Genomic DNA, 24,547 nt, shown 5'->3' on the forward strand with positions numbered 1-24,547 from the left:
CCAAGGCCGGCAAGGTTCAGCGACGTAAGTATCGATTGTCTGCTACGCAATGGAACCGCAGTCACAGCAGCACGACGGCATCGGATTCACACGAACGTGTTTGTAGCGGCGGTCGCTTTTCACCCATTTGGATGAAGCGGCGACGCACGCCCGCCGATACGCACGCACAGATTTCATCTGTTCGTGCGGTCGCATGTCCTTGTCATTTTATCTTGCCGCGCTTGCTTCCGGCATCGGAATTGGTTTCACCGTCGCAGCTCCGATCGGCCCCATGGGCATGCTGTGCATTCAGCGTACCCTCTCGTCCGGCATGGCCACGGGCCTGGCAACGGGGTTTGGTGCAGCGACGGTGCATCTTGGATACGGCACGTTCGCCGTACTGGGCCTCGGCTCGCTGGCACGGCCATGGGTCGAAGCGAACGCGACCTACTTCGGGATCGTCTCGGCCCTCACGCTGCTGTGGTTCGCGATCCGCACCCATCGTTCGTCCGTCGTGATTCAAACGACGGACGAGACCGACAATATCCGCCTGGCGCGGGCCTACCTCAGTGCCATCGCGCTAGGGGCGACCAATCCACTCACGATCATCCTGTTCATGGCGGCACTGCACGTGTTCTCCACGCCATCGGCCGCATCGCCTTTGCTCGCCGGCGTATTCGTCGGCTCAGCGATCTGGTGGACGGTACTGAGCACGATGGTCGCAACGGCGCGGTCGCGGCTGACACCCCGGATGCTGTCGCTGAGCAGCCGGCTCGCCAGCCTGATGCTGCTCGGGCTCGGCACCATGATGCTGGTGCGGATCGCACGGCGGATGTTGTGACGGGCGGCCGTCAGCGCGCGCGGCGGGAAAAGAACGAGATCAGGACCGGCAAGGTCACCAGTATCACGAGCGGCGCCAGCATCATGCCGGTGACGACGACGACCGCGAGCGGCTTCTGCACCTGCGAGCCGATGCCTTCCGACAGCGCCGCCGGCAACAGGCCGACGCCTGCGACGACGCAGGTCATCAGCACGGGACGGAGCTGAAGCTCGCCGGTGCGGACCACCGCGCTCATGCGGTCCATGCCCTCTTCGATGAGCTGGTTGAACTGCGAGAGGATGATGATGCCGTCCATCACGGCGATGCCGAACAGCGCGATGAAACCGATTGCCGCGGAGACGCTGAACGCCGTGCCGGAGATCAGCAGGCCCAGCACGCCGCCGAAGATCGCCATCGGAATCACGCTCATCGCGAGCAGCGTGTCGGTCATCGAGCCGAAATTGAACCAGAGCAGCACGCCGATCAGCGCCAGCGAGATCGGCACCACGATCGACAGCCGCCGGATCGCGTCCTGGAGATTGCCGAACTCGCCGACCCACTCCATGTGCGAGCCCGGCGGCAGCTGTACCTGCTCGGCGATCTTGTCCTGTGCCTCGCGGATGGCGCTGCCGAGATCGCGCTCGCGCACCGAGAACTTGATCGGCAGATAGCGCTCCTGCTGCTCGCGATAGATATAGGCCGCGCCGGAGACGAGGCTGATGGTGGCGACCTCGCTCAGGGGAATCTGCGTGACGGTGCCGTTCGGCCCGGGTGCGCCGATCCGCAAATTCTGGATCGCCTCGGCACTCCGGCGGTATTCCGGCGCGAGGCGAACGATGATCGGGAAGTGGCGATCGCTTCCGGGCTCATAAAGGTCGCCGGCGGTGTCGCCGCCGATTGCGACCTTGATGGTGGCGTTGATGTCGCCCGGTGCAAGGCCGTAGCGCGCGGCCTTGGCGCGGTCGATGTCGATCTGGATGGTCGGCTGCCCGAGCGAGGTGAACACGGCAAGGTCGGTGACGCCCTGTACGGTGGCCAGCACCGATTTGATCTTGTTGGCGGTGTCGGTCAGCGCCTGGAGGTCGCTGCCGAACAGCTTGATCGAGTTCTCGCCCTTCACGCCGGAGACGGCTTCGGAGACGTTGTCCTGGAGATATTGCGAGAAGTTGAACTCGACGCCGGGAAAGCGGTCGTCGAGCTGCTTGAGCAGCTGCGCGGTCAGCTCTTCCTTGTCGCGCGTGCCGGGCCACTGGCTCACGGGCTTGAGCGGCGCGAAGAACTCGGCATTGAAGAAGCCGGCGGCGTCGGTGCCGTCATCGGGACGGCCGTGCTGCGACACGACGGATTCGACCTCCGGCCGCGCGCGGATCACCTTGCGCATCTCGTTGACGTAGCTGTTGCCTTCCTGGAGCGAGATGGTCGGCGGCAGCGTGGCACGGATCCAGAGATTGCCCTCCTCCAGCTTCGGCAGGAATTCGAGGCCGAGCAGCCGGCTGAGCGCCACCGTCGTCAGCACGAGGCCGACCGCACCGCCGAGGACGATGTTGCGATTGGCGACCGCCCAGTGCAGCAGCGGCGAGTACAACCGGTGCAGGATCAGCATCACCTTGGTCTCGGTTTCCTCGACATGCGCGGGCAGGATGATCGCGGACAGCGCCGGCGTGACGGTGAAGGTCGCAAGGAGCCCACCGGCGAGCGCATAGGCATAGGTGCGGGCCATCGGCCCGAAGATGTTGCCCTCGACCCCGGATAGCGTGAACAGCGGCAGGAAGGCCGCGATGATGATCGCCGCGGCGAAGAAGATCGAGCGCGAGACGTCGGCGGCCGCGCTGAGGATGGCATGGCTCTTCATGCCGAACAGCGTCTCGGGCGATATATGCTCGGATTCCGAGATCGGCGTCGTCTGCGTCAGGCGGCGGAAGATCGCCTCCACCATGATGACGGTGGCGTCGACGATCAGGCCGAAATCGATGGCGCCGACCGACAGCAGGTTTGCCGATTCCCCGCGCAGCACCAGGATGATCACGGCGAAGAACAGCGCAAACGGAATCGTGGCGCCGACGATCAGCGCGCTGCGGAGATTGCCGAGGAATATCCACTGCAACAGCACGATCAGCAGGATGCCGACCACCATGTTGTGCAGCACGGTGTGGGTGGTGAGATCGATCAGGTCCTTGCGGTCGTAGATGCGCTCGATGCGCACGCCCGGCGGCAGAATGGTGGAGTTGTTGATTTGCTGAACGAGCTGCTCGACCCGCTTGATGGTCGGCGAGCTCTGTTCGCCGCGGCGCATCAGGACGATTCCCTGCACGATGTCGTCGGTTTCGTCGAGGCCGGCGATGCCGAGACGCGGCTTGTGGCCGACGGTGACGGTTGCGACGTCCTTGACCAGCACCGGATTGCCGCCGGTCTGCGCCACCATGGTGTTGGCGAGGTCGTCGATCGAGCGGATCAGGCCGACGCCGCGCACCACGGCCGATTGCTGGCCGATATCGACGGTGTTGCCGCCGACATTGACGTTGGAATTGCCGACGGCCTGGAGCAGTTGCGGCAGCGTCAGGCCGTTGGCGACCAGCTTGTTGAAGTCGACCTGGAGCTCGTAGGTCTTGCTCTTGCCGCCCCAGCCGGTGACGTCGATGACGCCGGGCACGGCACGGAAACGGCGCTGGAGAATCCAGTCCTGGATGGTCTTGAGGTCGAGCACGCTGTAATTGGGCGGGCCGACCAGGCGATAACGGAAGATCTCTCCGATCGGGCTGAGCGGCGAGATTTGCGGCTGCACGTTGCCCGGCAGCGGCGCGAGCTGCGCCAGGCGGTTCAGCACCTGCTGCAACGCCTCGTCATAGGTGTAGGCGAAGGAGAACTGGAGTTTGACGTCGGAGAGGCCGTAGAGCGAGATGGTGCGGATGGTGGTGAGATTCTTCAGACCCGCGACCTGGGTCTCGATCGGAATCGTGATGTAGCGCTCGATCTCCTCCGCCGACAGGCCCGGACTTTGCGTCACGATGTCGACCATCGGCGGGGTCGGATCGGGATAGGCCTCGATGTTGAGCTGGTTGAACGCGATCAGGCCGCCGATCAGCACGGCGGCGAACATGCCGACCATCAGGAAACGCCGGTCGACGGCGAGGGCAACGAGACGATCCATTCAGGTCAACGGCCTTCCCCCTCTCCCCGCTTGCGGGGAGAGGGTTGGGGGGGAGTCTCCGCAGGGACGGTGAGAGTTGGACTTGCGGAGAGTCCCCCTCACCCGGATTGCTTCGAGCGACGCTTCGCGGCGCCGAGCGCAATCCGACCTCTCCCCGCAAGCGGGGCGAGGTGACGCGAGCCCGTGCGCGACCTGATTCACGTCAACATTCATTCTGGATCAGCTGCCGGAGGCTGCACGGTCGATGAACAGGCTGCCTTTGGTGACGATCTGCTCGCCGGGCTTGAGATTGCCGGTGACCTCGATCAGGTCGCCGTTGATGAGGCCGACCTTGATCTTGCGCAGCTCGACCGACTTGTCCTCGCGCGCGACCCAGATGCGGACGTTGTCGGCTTCATAGATCAACGCCTGCTTCGGCACAGCCGGCGCGGCGCGGTCGCCCGCCGAATAGATCGTGACGTTGGCGAACATCTCGGGCTTCAACAGGCCGTCCTTGTTGTCGATGGTGGCGCGAACCAGAAGGCGGCGGGTGGCGGGGTCGATCGCAGTGGCGACGTAGTTGATCCTGGCGGTGAACGGACGGCCCGGCAGCGCCATCACGTTGACGGTGATGTCCTGCCCGATGCACACCGCGGCCGCGTCGCTCTCGCGAACGAAGGCGGTGAGCCAGACCGTGGAGAGATCGCCGATGACGAAGACCGGATCGCTGGCGCCGGAATTGACGTACTGCCCGGGGCCGATCTTTCGCTGCACGACCGTGCCGGAGATCGGCGAATAGATCGTGACCTCCCGATTGATCGTGCCCTTGTCCTGGAACGCCTTGATGGTCTCGTCGGTGAAGCCGAGGATGCGCAGCTTGTTGCGCGCGGCTTCCAGCGCCGTCACCGAGGAGCGCATGTCGTTCTGCGCCTGGACCTGGGTTGCTTCCGCCTGCTGATAGTCCTTGAGCGGAATGGCATGGCCCTCATAGAGGTCCTTGGCGCGCTTGAACTGGATGTCGGAAAGCTCGAGCGCGGACTTCGCCTTGTTCTGCGAGGTCATCGCCGCGATGAAATCGTTCTGGGCCTGCACGGTGTCGGCGGCCTCGATCGTAAACAGCGGTTGACCTTGCTTCAGCATCTCGCCCGGCTTGGCCAGCAGCTTGGTGACCCGGCCCGCATAGGGCGAGAACACCGGCGTCGAGCGGTCCTCGTCGACCGCGACCTTGCCCTCGGTGACGTACTCGGCTCGGAAGCTCTTGGCCTTGACCGGCTCGATCGTCAGCGTCGCCCATTCGGACGGCGTGGGCGTGAAGGTCTGCGCATTCCTGCGCGACTGGCTGGAGATCTCGGAGTGCTTTTTTTGCTTTGGCCCGGAAGAAAGGAAGCCGTAGGCACCGGCGCCGGCAAGAGCGAGTAGAACTACGGATGCGATCACCCGTTGTTTTGTAAGCACCTGCAATCGCTTGGTCTTTTCAACTACCATGGGGCCCGGTCGTGTCTGCGACGATCTCGGCAAATGACTGCCTCATCGGTCGCGCTAATAGTGCCGAATTAGGATTTCAAACAACCTAAAAAACGCTGAGCCTCTTGCGGTTTGCGTTAAAGTTTTGCGACGTGTCAGCTTCATGTCAGCTTCGCGCAGGCCATTGTGCAGGATGACTGCCGAGTGGCATCGCGGGACGGGTCCAATGTGCCGGCGTCTTCGACAGCACTGCCGAATGACGCACCGCCTTCAACCTGCCGAAGCCAGATGGCATGTCTTCGATGAACGCAGCATGTACGGCCTCGCCCGCAAGATCCGGGGTATTCAGTCCGCTGTCGAGCCGACCGAGATTCCACAACCATCGCCCGGTCTGCGCCAGCGAGACGCGCACGTGCCAGCTGCCGCCTTCGCGGGCCTGGCGCGCCCTGGCCATCATCGCGCCGAACGCCATCAGATAGCCGGTGGCGTGGTCGAGGATTTGCGCCGGCAATTCCCTGGGAGCATCGATGCCGGCGGCCTGGCCTTCGGCATGATTGAAGCCGGTCGTCGTCTGCACCAGCGAGTCGAAGCCGCGCCGCTCTGCCCAGGGGCCGCTGTGGCCATAGGCCGACAGCGTGACATAGACGATGCCGGGATTGATTTGCGCTGCGTCCTCCGGCGCGAAGCCGAGGGCGGCGAGCGCACGCGGGCGATAGCCTTGCGAGAAGACGTCGGCGTCCTTCAGCAGCTCGCGCAGCTGCGCCCGCCCGAACTCGCTCTTCAACTCGATGAAGGTTGTGAGCTTGCCGCGGCCGGTGTCGATGGTGAGCCAGGGAATGGCGGGCAGCTCCGGCCCTGACACCAGCAGCACGTCCGCGCCGTGCGCAGCGAGCGTGCGGCCGGCGACGGGGCCCGCGATGACGCGAGAGAGATCGAGCACACGAAGACCTGAGAGCGGACGATCGCCTTCTGGCCACGGCTTCGGCGGAGCCTCGCCGATCCTCTCGACCGAGACCAGCGGCAATTGCGCGAGCGCACGCGCCTGCGGCAAGGCGGACCATTCGTCGTACGAGCGCATCAGGGCGACGACGCCACCTGCCGCATAAGCCGCAGTTTCGAAATCCTCCCCCTTCCAATGCATCAACGCCGCCTGCACCTTCTCGCGCTCCGCCTCGCAGCCGAGCACCTCACAGACGGCGTCGCGGTGGTGCGGGAAATTGGTGTGGCAGCGGACGAAGCGGCGATCGCCGGTCCTGTAAACGCCGGCGATCGCGTCCCAGGCCGGCGGGGGCGGCTTGTCGTTGACGCGCAAATAGCGCTCGGAACGACATTCGGCGACGGCGTGGTGCATGTCGACGGAGACGTCCTGCACCTCGCCGCTGCGCTGTCGCCAGATTTCGGCGGCGGCGAGCCCGGCGGCAGCTATCGTCGTCTGGCCGGCGACGGCGACACGAAACGAGGATGGGATTTGTGGCTCGGTGCCGGTCAACCGCACGCGATCGAGCGGACCCGCATCGCCGCCGGCGGAAGTCCAGATAGCCTTCAGAATGTCGGCGGGGCTTTGCATGGCCGGTGCCCTCCCTTGAAGCTTGAGCATGATCTCCGCGCAAACGCGGTCCGTGTTCGTCGCGATGGAAAACGGCTGCACACCTTTCCGGATCATGCTCTAATTTTCGCGACCATCCATCAGCACGAGAAGGAATGCAATGGCCGCCATCGATCCCCTCACCGCAGGCGCCGTGTTCATCGCGACGGCGGCCACCGACGCGGTCTATGTCATGTTCACTTCGGCGGTGATCGCGCGCAAGCGCGTGCCGGCGGCGAACTGGAGCGCGGTCTGGTACCTGCTCTCCTCCTACGCGGTGATCAGCTACACCGATAACGCGTTCTATGTCGCGTTCGCGGCGATCGGCTCCTGGGCCGGCGCCTATGCGTCGCTGACCTTCCTGCACCGCCCGCCCGGCGGTCCGCCGGTGGGGGCGGCACCGGAGTAAGGGGTGCGAGCCTCTCACCGCGTCATTGCGAGGAGCCCTTGCGACGAAGCAATCCAGACCGTTGCCTCGGACGCGTTTCGGGATTGCTTCGCTACGCTCGCAATGACGAGGTGGATAGTTCAGCATACGTGTCGAAACAGCTGCACCCGCAGCACCAAATAAGGAGCTAACAATGGATCTCGGTCTCAAAGGCAAGAACGCCATCGTGCTCGGCGGCACGCGCGGCATCGGGCGGGCGATTGCGGCGACGCTGGCCGGTGAAGGCGCCAATGTCGCGGTGTGCGCGCGCAACGCCGATCAGGTTGCGGCCACTGTCGCAGAGCTGAAGGCGAGCGGCATCAACGCCACCGGCAGCCCGGTCGACGTCACCGACGGCGCGGCGCTGCAATCCTGGATCGAGAATGCAGCGAAGGAGCTCGGCGGGATCGACTTGCTGTTCTCCAATGCCGGCGCGATGGCGCAAGGCGGCGATCCCGCGTCTTGGGAGCAGAATTTCCGGCTCGACGTACTCGGCGCCGTGCATGCGTTCGATGCCGCACGACCGTTCCTCGAAGCCAGCGGCGCGAGAAGCGGCGATGCGGCTTTCGTGATCATCTCGTCGATCTCCGCGGCGCAGGCGGACACGGCCAGTTCCTACGGCCCGGTCAAGGCCGCACTGATCCACATGGCCAAGGGGCTGGCCCGGCAACATGCGAAGAAGAAGATCCGGGTCAACGTGGTCTCGCCCGGAACGGTCTATTTCAAGGGCGGCGTCTGGGAGATGATCGAGCAGAACATGCCCGAGCGCTACAAGGATGCGATGGGCCGCAACCCGACGGGACGCATGGCAACGCCCCAGGAGATCGCGAGCGCGGCGGTGTTTCTGGCGAGCCCCGTGTCGGGATTCACGACGGGATCGAATCTCGTCGTGGACGGTGCGATCTCGAACCGGGTGAATTTTTGAGGGCGCGCTGCATCGTCATCGCAGAACGCGTAGGGTGGGCAAAGCGAAGCGTGCCCACGGCTTTCGCGACAAGCTGCTGGGAGGTGGGCACGGCGCTGACGCGCCTTTGCCCACCCTACGGCAGTAGGTGTGTGGCGGTATCTCGCCTCACACCCTCAATGAAAATCCCGCGAGGGCGGCAGGATGCGGACGTTGCGGGGGTGGCGGATTTTTTGCGCCGGAGCGTCGGGATGAGCGCGAGGGTCGTCGTTGAGCGGCTCGACGACGGTGGCGCCTGCCGGCACCGGATGCTTGCGACCGAGCGCATCGTTGGCGAGGCCGATCAGATCGTGCGAGCGGTCGGCCATGCGCTGGGCGATGAGATGCGTCACCTTTTCCGGGCTGCTCTGGATATAACCCTCGACCAGGATGAGGCGCGCGCCCATCACCTCCTTGCGGTACTGTTCCATGATCTTGGGCCACACCACGACATTGGCGATGCCGGTCTCGTCCTCCAGCGTCATGAACACGACGCCGCTGGCGCTGCCCGGCCGCTGCCGGACCAAGACCACGCCGGCGCAGCGGACGCGGCGTCGCTCGTTCTCGTGACTGATGTCCTTGCAGGCGACGATGCGCTCGCGCGAAAACATCTCGCGCAAGAATTCCATCGGGTGGCCCTTCAGCGATAGCCGGATGGTCTGGTAGTCCGCGACCACCTGCTCGGCGCGCGGCATCGCCGGCAATGGCTTTGCGCCTTCGTCCGGCTGCTCGCGCGCGGTCGCCGCCTCGAACAGCGGCAGCGGCACGTCGTCGGGTAACCGCCGCACCTGCCACAGCGCTTCGCGGCGGTCGAGCCCGAGCGAGCGAAACGCGTCGGCATCCGCCAGCAGGATCAGCGCGCGCTTGGGCAGGCCGGTGTCGCGAGCGAAGTCTTCGAGCGAGGTGAAGGGACGGCGGTTGCGGGCGGCGACGATGCGGTCGGCCCAGTCAAGCTCAGCTTCTTCAATGCACATCTGGTCCAAGGCCGCACGAGAGGTGGATAGGTTCCCTCCCCCCTTGCGGGGGAGGGTTAGGGAGAGGGGTGAGCCGCACGGGCGCTGGTCGTGGCTTACCCCTCTCTCCAACTCTCCCCCGCAAGGGGGGAGAGAGCCCAACCATTTGTGCGCCCCTGACTCGTGTTCATCCACGCTTCGCTTGCGCAGCTGCTGCCCCCTCTTCAGCCTCTCCTCATCCTCATCGAGCCAGTGAAAGCCGTCGATCTGGCGAAAGCCCAGGCGCACGGCGCAGTATTTGCCACTCCCTTCCTCCAGCGTGTTCTGCGCAAAGCTGTAGGACACGTCAATGTCGCGAACCTCGACGCCGTTCTTGCGGGCATCGCCGACGATCTGCGCCGGCGCATAAAAGCCCATCGGTTGCGAATTCAAGAGGCCACAGCAGAAGGCGTCGGGATGGTAGTGCTTCAGCCACGACGAGATGTAGACCAGTTGCGCAAAGCTCGCGGCATGGCTCTCAGGAAAACCGTAGGAGCCAAATCCCTTGATCTGGTCGAAGCAGCTTCTGGCGAAATTGGGGTCGTAACCGCGCGCCACCATATTGCCGATCAGCTTCTCCTCGTATTGGCCGATGGTGCCGACGTTGCGGAAGGTCGCCATCGAACGGCGCAGACCGTTGGCTTCCTCGGAGGTAAAATGGGCAGCCTCGATCGCAATGCGCATCGCCTGCTCCTGGAACAGCGGGACGCCGAGCGTCTTGTGCAGCACCTTGTAGAGCTCGTCCTTGTCGCCATGCTCCGGTGATGGCGAGGGGTAGCTCACCTTCTCGAGCCCGTTCCGCCGCCGCAAATACGGATGCACCATGTCGCCCTGGATCGGCCCGGGGCGCACGATCGCGACTTCGATGACGAGATCGTAGAAGGTCCGCGGCTTCAGGCGCGGCAGCATGTTCATCTGGGCGCGGCTCTCGACCTGGAACACGCCGAGCGACTCCCCGAGGCACAGCATGTCGTAGACCCTGGGATCGTCCTGCGGAACGCTCGCCAGCACAAAACGCTCGCCCTTGTGGTCCGCAATCAGGTCAAAACATTTGCGGATGCAGGTCAGCATGCCGAGCGCCAGAACGTCGACCTTCATCATGCTGAGCGCATCGACGTCGTCCTTGTCCCATTCGATGAAGGTGCGGTCGTCCATCGCGGCGTTGCCGATCGGCACATAGGTGTCGAGCCGGTCCTGGGTGAGCACGTAGCCGCCGACATGCTGGGAGAGATGGCGCGGGAATTCGATCAGCTCGGTCGCAAGCTCGACCGCGAGGTTGATCATGGGATTGTTCGGATCAAGCCCGGCCTGCCTGACCTGCATGTCGTTGAGGCCCTTGCCCCAGCTGCCCCAAACCGTGTCGGCGAGCGCGGCGGTGACGTCCTCGGTCAGGCCCAGCGCCTTGCCGACGTCGCGAATCGCGCTGCGCGGGCGATAATGGATGACGGTGGCGATGATCGCGGCACGATGGCGGCCGTAGCGGCGATAGACATATTGCATCACCTCCTCGCGCCGCGAATGCTCGAAATCGACGTCGATGTCGGGCGGCTCCAGTCGCTCCTTGGAGATGAAGCGCTCGAACAACAGGTCGACCTTGGTCGGATCGACCGAGGTGATGCCGAGCACGTAGCACACGGCCGAATTCGCCGCCGATCCCCGCCCCTGGCACAGGATGTTCTGGCTGCGTGCATAGTGCACGATGTCGTGCACGGTGAGGAAGTAATGCGCGTATTTCAGATCGGCGATCAGCGCGAGCTCCTTCTTCAGCGTCGCGCGCAGCTTGTCGTCGATCTTGCCGCCGAAATATTTGTCGACGCCGGCCCAGGTCAGATCCTCCAGATGTCCCTGCGCGGTCTTTCCCGGCGGCACCGGCTCGTCCGGATATTGGTATTTGAGCTGGTCGAGCGAGAAGTCGATCTTGTCTGCAAAGCGCATGGTCTCCGCGATCGCATCGGGGAAATCGCGAAACAGCCGCGCCATTTCTCGCGGCGGCTTCAGAAACCGCTCGGCATTGGCCTCCAGCTTCCGTCCGATTGCATCGATCGTGGCCTTTTCCCGGATGCAGGTCAGCACGTCCTGGAGGGGACGGCGCGCGGGATGGTGATAGAGCACCTCGTTGGTCGCAAGCAGCGGCACTTGGGCTTTTGCCGCGAGATCATCGAGCCGCGCCAGGCGACGCCTGTCGTCGCCGCGATAGATCAGGCTCGCCGCCAGCCACACGCCCTCGGCGCGGCTATCCCTAAGCTTTGAAAGAACATTCAGCGCCTGAGCGGGCTCGAAGCGATGCGGCAACGTCAGGACCAGCAACTGGCCTTCCGAAAATTCCAGGAGATCAGCGAAGGCGAGATGGCATTCGCCCTTCTCGATCCGCGTGACGTCGTCGCCGCGCTTGCCCCGGGTGAGAAGCTGGCACAGACGGCCATAGGCGGCCCGGTCGCGCGGATAGACCAGGATGTCGGGCGTGCCGTCGACGAAGACGATGCGCGCGCCGATCAGCAGTTTCGGCTTGTGCAGCACTTCGGCATTGTCGAGCTCCTTGTAGGCCCGCACCACGCCGGCGAGCGTGTTGTGATCGGCAATGCCGATCGCGGGAATGCCGAGGATGCTGGCCTGATGCACATAGGCGCGCGGATCCGAGCCGCCGCGCAGGAAGGAGAAGTTGGTTGTGATGCCGATCTCGGCATAGGCAGGCGTGGTCATGCGAAGAGACCGTGCACATACCAGTTGGGGGAAACGGGCTTGCCTTCGCCGTCGAACGTCTCTCCCTCGTAGAGACCGTCGCGAAAGATCCAGAAGCGCAGACCTTCGGCATCCTCGATGCGGAAATAGTCCCGCGTCAGCTGCTTGCCGTCCTGCTGCCACCATTCCATCGCGATGCGCTCGGGCCCCTCCACCCGCACCACCGCATGCAGCGCGCGGCGCCAGGTGAATTGATGCGGCGGACCATCCGGCACGGTCGCGAACGGCACCTTGATCGGCTCCGGCTTGTCGAACAGCCGCAAGGGGCGCAGCGGCGGCTCGCTCTCGGTGCGAACAGGCCATTCAGCCTGCATGGCGGCGGCGAGATGATGCTGGGCGGGGGCGGACAAAACCGCGCGTTCGGGGATATGGGTGTCCTGCGGCAGATGCACGACGACGCGCTTTCCCCCGATGCGCGCGGCGATGCGGTCGATCAGCGCAGCAATCTCGTCATTGTCGTGGACATGCGCATCGAGATCGCGCTGCTCCTGCACCACGATCTCGGTGCGGCTCGCCGACAGCCGCACCATGTCGAAGCCGAAGCCGGGATCGAGGGGATCGGCGAGCGCATCGAGGCGTTCGCGGAACAGCCGGTCGATCACGGCGCTTCGCGTCACCGGACGTCCGGTCTCGACCGTGATCGCGCGCACCACGCCGTCGGTGCGGAAGAAGGCGGCCTCGAGACGTCGTGCGCCCTTGCCCTGCTTCTCCATGGATGTAACAAGCGTGTCCGCCAGCCGCGACAGCGTCATCGCGATCATGGTGTCGGTTGCGATCGGCTCGGCGAAGCGCTTCTCCACGATGTAATCGGGCAGCGGTTTGCGCGGGCTGATCGGCGCATCCCCCTGCCCCAGCGCATGCGCGAGCAGCGTGGAGAACCGCGCGCCAAACCGCGCCGTGATCTCGTGGGAGCTGCGCGAGGCGACATCGCCGATGGTCTTCAAGCCGGCGCGGCGCAAGCCGGTCGTGATCGCCTCGCCCGCCCCGAGTGCGGACACCGGAAACTGGTCGATTGCAGCCGCTTCCCCACCATCTGCAACGATGGTTGCCGTGGCCTGCCGCGTCAGCGTGCGCGCGCAGACCGAGGTCCCGGCAATCGCGGCGCTGACGGCAAAGCCCTGCCGGTCGAGCGCCCGGACCAGCGTCCGCAACAGCGCGGCTTCGCCGCCGAACAGATGCGCGCAGCCGGTAATGTCGAGGAACAGCCCGTGCGGCGCGTCGAGCGCCACCAGCGGCGTGAAGCGGTCGCACCAGTCGGCGATATCGCTGAGCGTCTTCGCATCGGCCACGATATCGGCATCGAACACCTTCAGGTCGGGACACATCGCCCGCGCATTGGCCAGGGGTTGGCCGATATACAGGCCGAGGCGCTCGGCGGCCTCGTCCAGTGCATGGATCACCAGCGCATTGTTGTCCTTGATGACGACGATGCTCGGCTCATGATTGGCTTTACCCAGCCCGGCGCTGTTGAAAAACCGCTGAATCCTGTCGATCGGCAGGCGCGGCAGCCACAGGCTGAGAATACGTCGACGGCTCGCTGAACTGGCACTCATCACAATTCCATTCCATGATCCACCGGCCGCAGGGGCCATGACGATTGCGCAAGAGCGTGGCATCGAAGCGCGGCGCGCCCCATGTGCTCCAAGGCGCCGCAGGCATTGAAGCCGGTCCCGGCGGTGAATGCGCCGCGCGCAGCATCCATCGCGTCTCCGCAGTCGAGGGCAAAGGTTGTGCGGCCATGCGCAGGAGCAGCCCGGTGACGCCGGAAGATTGCGCGGCGAGCGTCAGCTTGCGGCTTGCCACGAGATCGAACTGTCTGATCTCTCCCCAGAGCTCGAGCACGACGGCGCCCAGCGCGTCGCAGGCGAGCGCATCGGCCGAGGTGCGCAGCGCGCTCTCGACATCGGCGGCACGCACCATCACCACGCGGCGCGGATCGAGGCCGAGCTCTTTGAGCCCACTCATCGACAGCGCGCCTGTTTCCACTTCCGAAAAATCCTGCCGCACCCACAGCAGCGGCTTGCGTGCCGCCACGCGCCCCGCAAGCCCCATGACAAAACCCGTTGCGGCCACGCCCTGGCGCCCTTCGCAAAACACCTCGTGAATCGCCGCGCGCGCGAGCCCGCCCTTCAGCACGCTGTCGGCCTCGCCATGGCCAAGCGCGACGCGATCGTGCTGATGGACGACCTCCGCGGTCTCGATGCGTTCGATCTGGCCGCGCAAGATCGCAAGCGCGCTCATACGTGCGCCGCTCATGCTCGCCGCTCCTTCAGGAATTGGTGCCGTGGCCTTCAAAAGAAGAACCAACGGCTGGCTCATTTGTTCATGATATGTTCTAATATAAAGCTAACGGCGCTCGAAGAGTCAATCGAATTGGCTCGTTTTCGGATTCATGAGCTGAATCAAAGGGATTCCAAGATGGACGTGCAACGCAAACTGGAAATCCTGGCCGATGCCGCCAAGTACGACGCGTCCTGCGCCTCCAGCGGCACCGAAAAGCGGGATTCCAGCGACGGCAAGGGCATGGGCTCGACCGCGCCCGGCATGGGCATCTGCCATTCCTATGCGCCGGACGGACGCTGCATCTCGCTGCTCAAGGTGCTGCTGACCAACGCCTGCAATTACGACTGTCTTTATTGCGTCAACCGCGCCTCCTCCAACGTGCCGCGCGCCCGCTTCACCATCGACGAGGTGGTCAAGCTGACGCTCGACTTCTACCGGCGCAACTACATCGAGGGCCTGTTTCTCTCCTCCGGCATCATCCGCAGCCCCGACTACACCATGGAGCAGGTGGTCAGCGTGGCGCGCAAGCTGCGCGAGGAGCATCACTTCCGCGGCTACATTCACCTGAAGACCATTCCCGAAGCCGACGACGCACTGATCGCCGAGGCCGGCAAATATGCCGACCGCCTCTCCATCAACATCGAGATGCCGCAGGAGACCAGCCTGCAGCAATTCGCGCCCGAGAAGGACGTGCGCGCGATCCGCCGCACCATGGGCCGGCTGCGGCTGAAGCTGGACGAGGCCGAGGAAGGCCGCAGCGCAAAGACGAAGGCCAAGCCGCAACGCTTCGCGCCGGCCGGCCAGAGCACGCAGATGATCGTCGGCGCCGACAGCGCCTCCGACCACACCATTCTCCACACCAGCGCCAATCTCTACGGCGCCTACCGGCTGCGACGCGTCTATTATTCCGCCTTCAGCCCGATCCCCGACGCAAGCCGCGCTTTGCCTCTGGTGCAGCCGCCGCTGCTGCGCGAGCACAGACTCTACCAGGCCGACTGGCTGATGCGGTTCTACGGCTTCGACGTCGGCGAGATCGTCGACGGCAGCGCGATGCTGCCGCTCGACATCGATCCCAAGCTGGCCTGGGCGCTCCGCCATCGCGACCGCTTCCCGCTCGACGTCAACCGCGCCAGCCGCGAGGAATTGCTGCGCGTGCCGGGCTTCGGCACCAAGGCGGTCGAACGCATCATCGCGACGCGGCGCACCACCACGATCCGCCTCGCCGATCTCGCGCGGCTGCACGTGCCCCGGAACAAGGCGCTGCCGTTCATCGTCCTCAGCGATCACCGCCCCTCGCTCCATCGGCTCGACGCTGCCGGGCTGATCGAACGGTTCAAGCCGAAGGCAACGCAACTGGGGTTTGGCTTCTGATGCAGTACATCACCCTCGATACCGAAACCGATTTCGACGGCTGGCGCAAAGCCGCCCGTACGCTCGTTCTACATCATGTGGAGCCGCGTGATATCACCTGGACCGTGCGAGGCGGCGAAGCGGAGTTGTTCGCACCGCCCGCGCCGTCTCCGATCCTGGAGGTGAACGACGGCACCTTCAACGTATCAGCAAAATTCGTCGAGCTGGCCAAGGCCGCAATCCTGCACCGCGATGTCGAGCGTTTTGCGATCCTCTATCGCCTGCTCTGGCGATTGAGGGACAATCACGACCTCATCGAGGTCGCGACCGATCCTGACGTCGCACAGGTCACGGCCATGGCAAAAGCGGTTTACCGCGACGAGCACAAGATGCATGCCTTCGTCCGCTTCCGCGAGATCGGCCGGGAACGCCAGGCGCATTACGTCGCCTGGTTCGAGCCTGAGCATCATATCGTCGAGCTCGCTGCGCCGTTCTTCGCCAAGCGATTTGCCGACATGCCCTGGTCGATCCTGACACCGGACCTCTGCGCGCATTGGGATGGCCACGCACTGTCGTTCACATCCGGCGTCAGCAGGAGCGAAGCACCGAGCGAAGACCGGCTGGAAGAAACCTGGCGGCGTTACTACGCCAGCATCTTCAATCCGGCGCGGCTCAAGGTGAAGGCGATGCAGGCCGAGATGCCGAAGAAATACTGGAGGAACCTGCCCGAGGCTTCGATCATTAAGCCTCTGATCGAAGACGCCGAGCGCATGACCGGTGCCATGATCGCCAACGCCGCAACCGATCCGCACAAGCCCCAGAAGCGGCCGGAGGCACCGATGAAACGCAAGCCCGCTGCCGACGATCTCGAAACCCTCCGCGAGGAGGCCGCGCATTGCCGCGCCTGCCATCTCTACAAGGACGCGACCCAGACCGTGTTCGGCGAAGGCCCGAAGTCCGCCAACATCATGCTGGTCGGCGAGCAGCCCGGCGACAAGGAAGACCTCACCGGCCATCCCTTCGTCGGCCCGGCCGGCCAGATGCTGGACCGTGCGCTGGAGGAAGCCGGCGTCGACCGCAAGAAGGTCTATGTCACCAACGCGGTCAAGCACTTCAAATTCGTGCCGCGCGGAAAAATCCGCCTGCACCAGAAGCCGAACACACCTGAGATCCGAGCCTGCCGGCAATGGTACGAGCGGGAAGTTGCGGCAATCCAGCCCGATCTCATCGTGGCGATGGGCGCGACCGCCGCGCAAAGCGTGTTCGGCAAGATCACCCCAATCGGCAAGAACCGCGGTCGGCTCATGGACCTTCCCGACGGACGCAAAGCACTCGTGACGGTGCATCCGTCCTATCTGCTGCGGCTGCCGGATCCGGAAGCCAAGGTGCTGGAGTATCGGCGCTTTGTCGAGGATTTGAAGATCGCCGCTGCCTTGCAGAAGAAGGCCGCCCGGGCTGCCTGAACACCGGAAGTCGACCTTCACGCCTGAGGTGTCATCCGGCCTTCAAATCCATCGCGGACAATACCCTTACCTGAAAGTTAAGGGGCGTCCAGACATGAGCGATGTTGCATTCGACCGAGCAATAGCCGATCCCGCACCGATCCAGCCAGCCTCGCGACCAAATCTCGACAAGGGCTTCAATCCGCTGACGATGATCCTGTTCTTCGGCATCCTCGCCGCCGGCCTGCTGTTCGTCGCCTACAGCATCTATGTCGACGTCAACGCGACGGGCGTGCGGGTGACGACCTACCTGCCCTACATCCTCCTGTTCGTTGCGCTCCTGATCGCGCTCGGCTTCGAATTCGTCAACGGCTTCCACGACACCGCCAATGCGGTGGCCACGGTCATCTACACCCATTCGCTGCCGGCGGAGGTGGCGGTGATGTGGTCTGGCTTCTTCAACTTCCTCGGCGTGCTCCTGTCCTCCGGCGCGGTCGCTTTCGGCATCGTCTCGCTGCTGCCGGTCGAGTTGATCCTCCAGGTCGGCTCCAGCGCCGGCTTCGCCATGGTGTTCGCACTGCTGATCGCCGCGATCCTGTGGAATCTCGGCACCTGGTTCTTCGGCCTGCCCGCCTCCTCCTCGCACACCCTGATCGGCTCGATCATCGGCGTCGGCGTCGCCAATGCCGTGATGCGCGGCCGCGACGGCACCTCGGGCGTGGACTGGAGCAAGGCAACCGAGATCGGCTATGCGCTGCTGCTGTCGCCGCTGTTCGGTTTCATCTGCGCCGCCGTGCTGTTGCTGCTGCTCAAGTTCATCGTGCGCAACCCGGCCCTCTATGCCGCCCCCGAAGGCAACAAGCCGCCGCCGCTCTGGATTCGCGGCCTGCTGATCGCAACCTGCACCGGCGTCAGCTTCGCTCACGGCTCGAACGACGGCCAGAAGGGCATGGGCCTGATCATGCTGATCCTGATCGGCACCGTGCCGACGGCCTACGCGCTCAACCGCGCATTGCCGGAATCCCAGGTCGTCCAGTTCCAGAAGACCTCGGATGCCGCCGCGAAGGTGATCTCCGCGAAGGGCGCCGGCCACAGCATCATCGGCGATCCCCGTCCGGCCGTGACGCAGTACATCACGTTGCGTCACATCAACGAGGGCACCTATCCCTCGCTCGCCGTGCTGGTGAAGGATGTCGGCGGCCAGGTCGCCAAATACGGCACGCTGAACAAGGTGCCGGCGGAAGCCGTCGGCAACACCCGCAACGACATGTACATGATCTCGGAAGCGATCCGCTTCCTGATGAAGGACAAGGAAAACGATCTCAACAAGGAGGAGATCGCGACCTTGAATGCCTACAAGGGCTCGCTCGACGCCGCCACGAAGTTCATCCCGAACTGGGTGAAGATCGCGGTCGCCATCGCACTCGGCCTCGGCACCATGATCGGCTGGAAGCGCATCGTGATCACGGTCGGTGAGAAGATCGGCAAGTCCCATCTCACCTACGCGCAAGGCGCCTCGGCCGAACTCGTGGCCGCCGCCACGATCGGCGCCGCCGACGTGTTCGGCCTGCCGGTCTCGACCACGCACGTGCTGTCGTCGGGCGTCGCCGGCACCATGGCAGCGAACGGTTCGGGCCTGCAATGGTCGACGATCCGCAACCTGCTGATGGCCTGGGTGCTGACGCTGCCCTGTGCGATCATGCTGTCGGCCACTCTCTACGTGATCTTCTCGCGGATGTTCTGAAGACTTCTCCCTCGCCCCGTTCTTACGGGGAGAGGGCAATTGCTTTTGAACCTTCAGCAGACGTCGTCATGCCCGGGCTTGTCCCGGGCATCCACGTTCTCAGTGCTGCGTGGAAAGGCGTGGATGGCCGGGACAGGCCCGGCCATGACGCTGTGGTTACTGTCGGTGCCAACCCAAGCCTCATACGGGATTGCCCGGCCGCAAGCGGGGCTAGGTGAAGAAAAAGCCTTACGACGCCGCCAGCTGTTCCTCGACCAGCTTGACCCAGTAGGACGTGCCGTAGACGATCGCCTCGTCGTTGAAATTATAGGCGGGGTGATGCAAGCCGGCGCTGTCGCCGTTGCCGCAGAAGATGAAGGCGCCGGGCCGCGCTTCCAGCATGTAGGCGAAATCCTCGCCGCCCATCAGCGGGGCCATGTCGTGCACATTGGCTTCGCCCGCGACCTGCTCGGCGATGCGCCGCGCCACTTCGGTCTCCGCCGCATGATTGTTCACGACGGGATAATTGCGCTTGTAGCGCAGGTCGATCTTGGCGCCGGTGATCTGCGCCACGCCTGCCACAACTTCACGCACGCGCTTCTCGACCAGCTTGCGCACCTCCGGCGACAGGGTGCGGATGGTGCCTCTCAGCATCGCGGTCTGCGGAATGACGTTGCGGGCGTTGCCGGCGTGGAATTCGCAGATCGAGATCACGGCCGATTCAAGCGGATCGACGCTGCGCGCGACGATCGACTGCAGTGCCGTGATCACCTGCGCACCGACCAGCACGGAATCGACGCATCTGTGCGGGCGCGCGGCGTGGCCGCCGACACCCTCGATCATGATATCGACCTCGTCCGTCGCCGCCATGATCGGACCCGGCCGGATCGCGAACGAGCCGATCGGGATGCCCGGCCCGTTGTGCATGCCGTAGACCTGGTCGATGCCGAAGCGCTCCATCAGGCCGTCCTTGACCATGGCCGCGCCGCCGGCACCGCCCTCCTCGGCCGGCTGGAAGATCACCACGGCATCGCCGGCAAAATTGCGGGTCTCGGCGAGATAGCGGGCGGCCCCCAGCAGCATCGCAGTATGGCCGTCATGGCCGCAGGCGTGCATCTTGCCGGGGATCTTGGAGGCGTAAGGCAGATTGGTCTGCTCCTCGACCGGCAGCGCGTCCATGTCGGCACGCATGCCGATCACCTTGAGCCCCTCGCCGGCCGGCTTGTTGCCCTTGATCACTCCGACCACGCCGGTCTGGCCGAGACCGGTCACGACCTCATCGCAGCCGAACTCCCGCAGCCGGTCCGCGACGAATGCTGCGGTGCGGTGGACGTCGTACAGCAGCTCGGGGTGCTGGTGGATGTCCCGTCGCCAGGTCTGGATGTCGGGCTGAAGGTCGGCGACGCGGTTCACGATAGGCATGGAAGGTCCCAAGCTTTGTTAGCAATGCAGGAATGTCTACCATGCAAGCGCCGGTCCACCCAACCGGCGGAGGGTCCAGGGTAGCTCTGTTCTCTCGTCATGGCCGGGCTTGTCCCGATCCGCTGCGTCTGCCTATTAGACGGAACGCAAAGTGACCATCCGGATGGAAACAGAATGCCAAGGCGGCTCGAAGGTGAGTTTGACTACATTGTCGTCGGCGCCGGTACGGCCGGCTGCATCGTCGCCAACCGGCTCTCGGCCGATCCGAACAACCGGGTCCTCATTCTCGAAGCTGGCGGCGACGACAATTGGATCTGGTTCCACATCCCGGTCGGCTATCTCTTCGCCATCGGCAATCCCCGCTCGGACTGGATGTTCAAGACCGAGGCGGAGCCCGGCCTGAACGGCCGTTCGCTCGCCTATCCCCGCGGCAAGGTGATCGGCGGCTGTTCGGCGATCAACGCCATGATCTCGATGCGCGGACAGGCCGCCGATTACGATCATTGGCGCCAGCTTGGGCTGACCGGCTGGGGCTATGATGACGTGCTGCCGCTGTTCAAGCGGCTGGAAGACCACTTCCTCGGCGCCAGCGAGCATCACGGTGCCGGCGGCGGCTGGCGCATCGAGGCACCGCGGCTGTCATGGGCCGTTCTCGACGCCGTCGGTGACGCCGCCGAGGAGATGGGCATCAAGCGTATCCCGGATTTCAACACCGGCGACAACGAAGGCACGAGCTATTTCCACGTCAACCAGAAGCGCGGCCGGCGCTGGTCGTCGGCGCGCGGCTTCCTCAAGCCCGCACTGAACCGCCCCAATCTGCGGCTCGAGAAGCATGTGCTGGTCGACCGCCTCATCATCGAGCAAGGCCGCGCCGTCGGCGTCCGCTTCATCCAGAACGGCGAGATCGTCGAGGCGCGTGCGAAACGCGAGGTCATCCTCGCGGCAGGCTCGATCGGCTCGGTGCAGGTCCTGCATCGCTCCGGCATCGGACCGGCCGACTGGCTGTCACCGCTCGGCGTCGACATCGTCATGGACAAGCCCGGTGTGGGACGCAATCTCCAGGACCACCTCCAGCAGCGCGCGATCTACAGGGTCGAGGGCGTTCGCACCCTGAACGAGACCTATTACAACCTCTTCCGCCGCGGCCTGATGGGACTCGACTACGCCTTCCGCCGCCGCGGTCCTCTGACCATGGCGCCGTCGCAGCTCGGCATCTTCACGCGCTCGGACGCGACGCGCGCGCGCGCCAACATCCAGTTTCACGTGCAGCCGCTGTCGCTCGACAAGTTCGGCGATCCCCTGCACCGCTTTCCTGCCATCACCGTGAGCGCCTGCAATCTGCAGCCTACCTCGCGCGGCACCGTTCGCTTGCGCGCGGCGACACCTGATGAGAAGCCGATCATCGCGCCGAACTACCTGTCGACCGACGACGACCGCCAGGTCGCCGCCGACGCCATTCGCACCACGCGGCGCCTGATGCAGCAGAAGGCGCTCGCAAAGTACCGGCCCAGCGAATATTTGCCCGGCCCCTCCGTCGGCGACGACGACGCCTCGCTGGCCAAGGCCGCCGGCGATATCGGCACCACCATTTTCCACCCCGTCGGCACCGCAAAGATGGGCACGGCGAACGATCCCATGGCGGTGGTCGACGAGCGCCTGCGCTTCTACGGCCTCGGAAGCTTACGCATCGTCGATGCCTCGATCATGCCGACCATCACCTCGGGCAACACCAACACGCCGACGGCGATGATTGCGGAGAAAGGAGCCACGATGATCCTGGAGGACGCGAAGTAAACGAACCCGCAGCGCATCACTGCCATGATCAATCCGCACCGTTTTTCCATCGGCCCGGCCGACGCGCAGATCGCCATGTTGCAATGGGGCGAGAGCGGCAGGCCGCCCGCGCTGCTCCTGCATGGCACCGGCTTCGTCGCCCATGTCTGGGATGAGGTCGCGCGCGAGCTTGCATCGACCTACACCGTCTATGCACTCGACCGTCGCGGCCACGGTGCGAGCCACAAGCCCGGTGCCTATCATTTCCTGGACTATGCGCAGGACGTCTGCCACGTGATCGATGCGCTCGATCTCCGCGACATCTACGGCATTGGCCACAGCGCGGGGGCGACCGATCTCCTGCTCGCGGCGAAGCTCTTGCCCGGCCGCTTCACGCGCATGTTCGTGATGGAGCCGACAGTGATGGACCCGCGCAGGACGCGCTCCGGCGGACTGAGCGAGGAATCCTTGTCCCGCGTCGAGAGCACGTTGCGCCGACGCGCTGAGTTCGACAGTGCCGACGCCGTGTTCGAGCGCTATCGCGCCGCTCCGGCCTTCGCGGATTGGACCGAGACCTCGCTGCGCGCCTATGTGCGCCACGGCTTCGTGCCGCTCGACGATGGCCGCGTCCGACTCTGCTGCACACCCGAGATCGAGTCCGCGATCCTGCGTCCGATCTACGAGGCCATGGAGCAGGTGTACGCTGGCGACGCCCGCGGCAATCCGTTTTCCTGGCTGACCGAGATCGACTGCCCGGTGCGCGTCACGACCGCCGCAAATTCGGGGCCGATCTACAAGGAGATGGCGCGACGCGCCGTGTCGCTGATCCCGCGCGTCAGCACGCAGGTCTTCGAAGGCGCCGGCCATTGCGTGGCTCAGGAAGTGCCAGGGCGCGTGGTCGAGGCCGTGCGGGAGTTTGCGAAATAGCTCGCGTATCGCGGACGCGGCGCAACACCATAAGCGCGTTCACGCGAGAAGTTCGAGGCGGCGATGAAGGCGAACGTGGCGGCCCGACAAGAAATCAGGCCGACCGTCGCACCGCGTTGTCCACCAGCGTCTTGCCGAGCGACCAGATCGCACCGGGGACCTTGTGGCTGCCGGCGATGACGTCGTCGAAGGCGCGCTCGATCCAGCTGCAATCTTCCTCGGTGATCGTGAGCGGCGGCAACAGCTTGATGGTGTGGCTGCCGTGACCGGCGACCTGGGTCAGAATTTTGTGATCCTTGAACAGCGGCACGGTAATGAGCTGGCAGAACAGGCCCTTGTTGGCGGCCTCCAACACGTTCCAGGAGGCGCGCAGGCGCAGCGACTTCGGCGGGCCGAACTCGACGCCGATCATCAGTCCCTTGCCGCGCACTTCCTTCATCAGCTCGTAGCCGGGCACCATGCGCGTCAATGCGAGGCGCAGCTCGGCGCCGCGCTTGGCGGCGGACTCGATCAGCTTCTCGGACTCCATGACGTCGAGCGTGGCGATGCCCGCGGCCATGGCGAGGTCGTTCTTGGAGAAGGTGGAGCCGTGCACCACCGCACGGTCCATCTGGTTGAAGATCTTGTCGAAGATGCTCTTGCGCGTCAGCACCGCGCCGACCGGCACGTGGCCGCCCGACAGCGACTTCGACAGCAGCACCATGTCGGGCTCGACGTTCCAGTGCTCGACCGCGAGAAAGCGGCCGGTGCGGCCCATGCCGGTCTGGATCTCGTCGGCGACGAACAGCGTGCCGTATTTCTTGCAGAGCGCAGCCGCGCCGGGCAGGAACTCGTCGGTGGGCATGTTGACGCCCTTGCCCTGGATCGGCTCGACGACGAAGGCCGCAACCTCGCGCGAGGCCAGGGCCTTTTCCAGCGCAGCCAGATCGTTGAACGGGACCGGGGTGCAGCCCGGCAGCAGCGGCTCGAATCCGGTGCGGAAGTTCGAATCGCCCGTCAGCGACAGCGCGCCGTAGGTCAGGCCGTGGTAGCCGTGGGCGCAATAGACGATGCCGGGGCGGCCGGTCGCGCCACGCGCAAATTTGATCGCGGCTTCGACGCATTCCGCGCCGGAATTGGCGAAGAACGCCTTGTCGAGATAGGGGACATATTTCAGCAGCCGTTCGGCCAGCACGCCGGCGAGCGTCGAGACGTCGAACTGGACGAGGTTGGGCAGGTCGGCATCGAGCACGCTCTTGAGCGCATCGCGCATGACAGGATGATTGCGCCCGATCGCGAACACGCCAAAGCCGGACAACAGGTCGAGGTAGCGAGCGCCCTCGCGATCGTAAAGGTACTGCCCCTGCCCCTTCTGGAAGCCGACATCGTAGCCGATGGTCTTGAGAACCCGAACGAACTGCTCGTTCAGATACCGGTTATGCAGGGTGCTGCGCTGGGCCTGACGGTCCGCGAATAGCTGAGACATGTCTGGATTTGGGCTGTGCATCCGCTACATACTTCGATTGGAGGCCGTCTCGTCAACTGAAAACGGACCGCTGCTGAAAACGGTCT

The 24,547-nt window shown here is 64.7% G+C and carries 16 protein-coding genes; 8 read left to right on the forward strand and 8 right to left on the reverse strand.

What is annotated here, in order from left to right; all coding sequences use genetic code 11:
* Positions 1-193 precede the first annotated feature (193 nt).
* Positions 194-820 carry a LysE family translocator gene (locus AC1RQP_RS21240; RefSeq protein WP_492938378.1) on the forward strand — a complete coding sequence of 209 codons (627 nt, stop codon included), beginning with the start codon at positions 194-196 and terminating at the stop codon, positions 818-820.
* Positions 821-830: 10 nt separating this feature from the next.
* Here the strand turns inward: AC1RQP_RS21240 and AC1RQP_RS21245 are convergent, their stop codons facing one another.
* The 3 genes from AC1RQP_RS21245 to AC1RQP_RS21255 all read right to left on the reverse strand — a co-directional run bounded on the left by AC1RQP_RS21245 (position 831) and on the right by AC1RQP_RS21255 (position 6,957).
* Complete coding sequence (locus AC1RQP_RS21245; RefSeq protein WP_239622351.1) at positions 831-3,947, reverse strand: efflux RND transporter permease subunit; 3,117 nt, start codon at positions 3,945-3,947, stop codon at positions 831-833.
* Between the two features lie 219 nt (positions 3,948-4,166).
* Positions 4,167-5,411, reverse strand: a complete 1,245-nt coding sequence (locus AC1RQP_RS21250; protein ID WP_492938379.1) for an efflux RND transporter periplasmic adaptor subunit — start codon at positions 5,409-5,411, stop codon at positions 4,167-4,169.
* A 145-nt stretch (positions 5,412-5,556) separates the two neighbouring features.
* Positions 5,557-6,957 carry a CoA transferase gene (locus tag AC1RQP_RS21255; protein ID WP_492938380.1) on the reverse strand — a complete coding sequence of 467 codons (1,401 nt, stop codon included), beginning with the start codon at positions 6,955-6,957 and terminating at the stop codon, positions 5,557-5,559.
* 139 nt (positions 6,958-7,096) lie between these two features.
* Between AC1RQP_RS21255 and AC1RQP_RS21260 the strand changes: the two genes are divergently transcribed.
* Positions 7,097-7,384, forward strand: a complete 288-nt coding sequence (locus tag AC1RQP_RS21260; protein WP_197969196.1) for a hypothetical protein — start codon at positions 7,097-7,099, stop codon at positions 7,382-7,384.
* A 172-nt stretch (positions 7,385-7,556) separates the two neighbouring features.
* Entirely contained in the window at positions 7,557-8,327 is a 771-nt protein-coding gene (locus AC1RQP_RS21265; protein ID WP_492938381.1) for an SDR family NAD(P)-dependent oxidoreductase, read from the forward strand.
* A 155-nt stretch (positions 8,328-8,482) separates the two neighbouring features.
* Here AC1RQP_RS21265 and AC1RQP_RS21270 read toward each other — a convergent pair whose 3' ends face one another.
* The 3 genes from AC1RQP_RS21270 to AC1RQP_RS21280 are packed head-to-tail and all read right to left on the reverse strand — an operon-like array spanning position 8,483 to position 14,332.
* The gene (locus AC1RQP_RS21270; RefSeq protein WP_492938382.1) at positions 8,483-12,037 is read right to left on the reverse strand and encodes an error-prone DNA polymerase; all 3,555 of its coding nucleotides are present in this window, start codon (positions 12,035-12,037) and stop codon (positions 8,483-8,485) included.
* Complete coding sequence (locus AC1RQP_RS21275) at positions 12,034-13,629, reverse strand: Y-family DNA polymerase (RefSeq protein ID WP_492938383.1); 1,596 nt, start codon at positions 13,627-13,629, stop codon at positions 12,034-12,036. The genes AC1RQP_RS21270 and AC1RQP_RS21275 overlap by 4 nt, the downstream gene beginning before the upstream one ends.
* Positions 13,526-14,332 carry an ImuA family protein gene (locus tag AC1RQP_RS21280; RefSeq protein WP_492938384.1) on the reverse strand — a complete coding sequence of 269 codons (807 nt, stop codon included), beginning with the start codon at positions 14,330-14,332 and terminating at the stop codon, positions 13,526-13,528. Before AC1RQP_RS21280 ends, AC1RQP_RS21275 begins: the two co-directional genes overlap by 104 nt.
* 162 nt (positions 14,333-14,494) lie before the next feature.
* Between AC1RQP_RS21280 and AC1RQP_RS21285 the strand changes: the two genes are divergently transcribed.
* The 3 genes from AC1RQP_RS21285 to AC1RQP_RS21295 all read left to right on the forward strand — a co-directional run bounded on the left by AC1RQP_RS21285 (position 14,495) and on the right by AC1RQP_RS21295 (position 18,895).
* A complete protein-coding gene (locus tag AC1RQP_RS21285; protein ID WP_492938385.1) occupies positions 14,495-15,730 on the forward strand; it encodes a putative DNA modification/repair radical SAM protein in 1,236 nt (411 codons plus the stop codon).
* Positions 15,730-17,172: a UdgX family uracil-DNA binding protein gene (locus AC1RQP_RS21290; RefSeq protein ID WP_492938386.1), complete on the forward strand. Its 1,443-nt coding sequence runs from the start codon at positions 15,730-15,732 to the stop codon at positions 17,170-17,172. Before AC1RQP_RS21285 ends, AC1RQP_RS21290 begins: the two co-directional genes overlap by 1 nt.
* 94 nt (positions 17,173-17,266) lie before the next feature.
* Positions 17,267-18,895 carry an inorganic phosphate transporter gene (locus AC1RQP_RS21295; RefSeq protein WP_492938387.1) on the forward strand — a complete coding sequence of 543 codons (1,629 nt, stop codon included), beginning with the start codon at positions 17,267-17,269 and terminating at the stop codon, positions 18,893-18,895.
* A 228-nt stretch (positions 18,896-19,123) separates the two neighbouring features.
* Here AC1RQP_RS21295 and AC1RQP_RS21300 read toward each other — a convergent pair whose 3' ends face one another.
* Positions 19,124-20,296: a M20 aminoacylase family protein gene (locus AC1RQP_RS21300; RefSeq protein ID WP_492938388.1), complete on the reverse strand. Its 1,173-nt coding sequence runs from the start codon at positions 20,294-20,296 to the stop codon at positions 19,124-19,126.
* Positions 20,297-20,470: 174 nt separating this feature from the next.
* Between AC1RQP_RS21300 and AC1RQP_RS21305 the strand changes: the two genes are divergently transcribed.
* The gene (locus AC1RQP_RS21305) at positions 20,471-22,090 is read left to right on the forward strand and encodes a GMC family oxidoreductase (protein ID WP_492938389.1); all 1,620 of its coding nucleotides are present in this window, start codon (positions 20,471-20,473) and stop codon (positions 22,088-22,090) included.
* Between the two features lie 24 nt (positions 22,091-22,114).
* Complete coding sequence (locus AC1RQP_RS21310; protein WP_492938390.1) at positions 22,115-22,996, forward strand: alpha/beta fold hydrolase; 882 nt, start codon at positions 22,115-22,117, stop codon at positions 22,994-22,996.
* 94 nt (positions 22,997-23,090) lie between these two features.
* Here the strand turns inward: AC1RQP_RS21310 and hpnO are convergent, their stop codons facing one another.
* Entirely contained in the window at positions 23,091-24,482 is a 1,392-nt protein-coding gene (gene hpnO / locus AC1RQP_RS21315; RefSeq protein WP_239622339.1) for an aminobacteriohopanetriol synthase HpnO, read from the reverse strand.
* Positions 24,483-24,547: the final 65 nt, after the last annotated feature.

The sequence above is a fragment of the Bradyrhizobium sp. GW821-FHT13H06 genome (genome assembly GCF_058803975.1).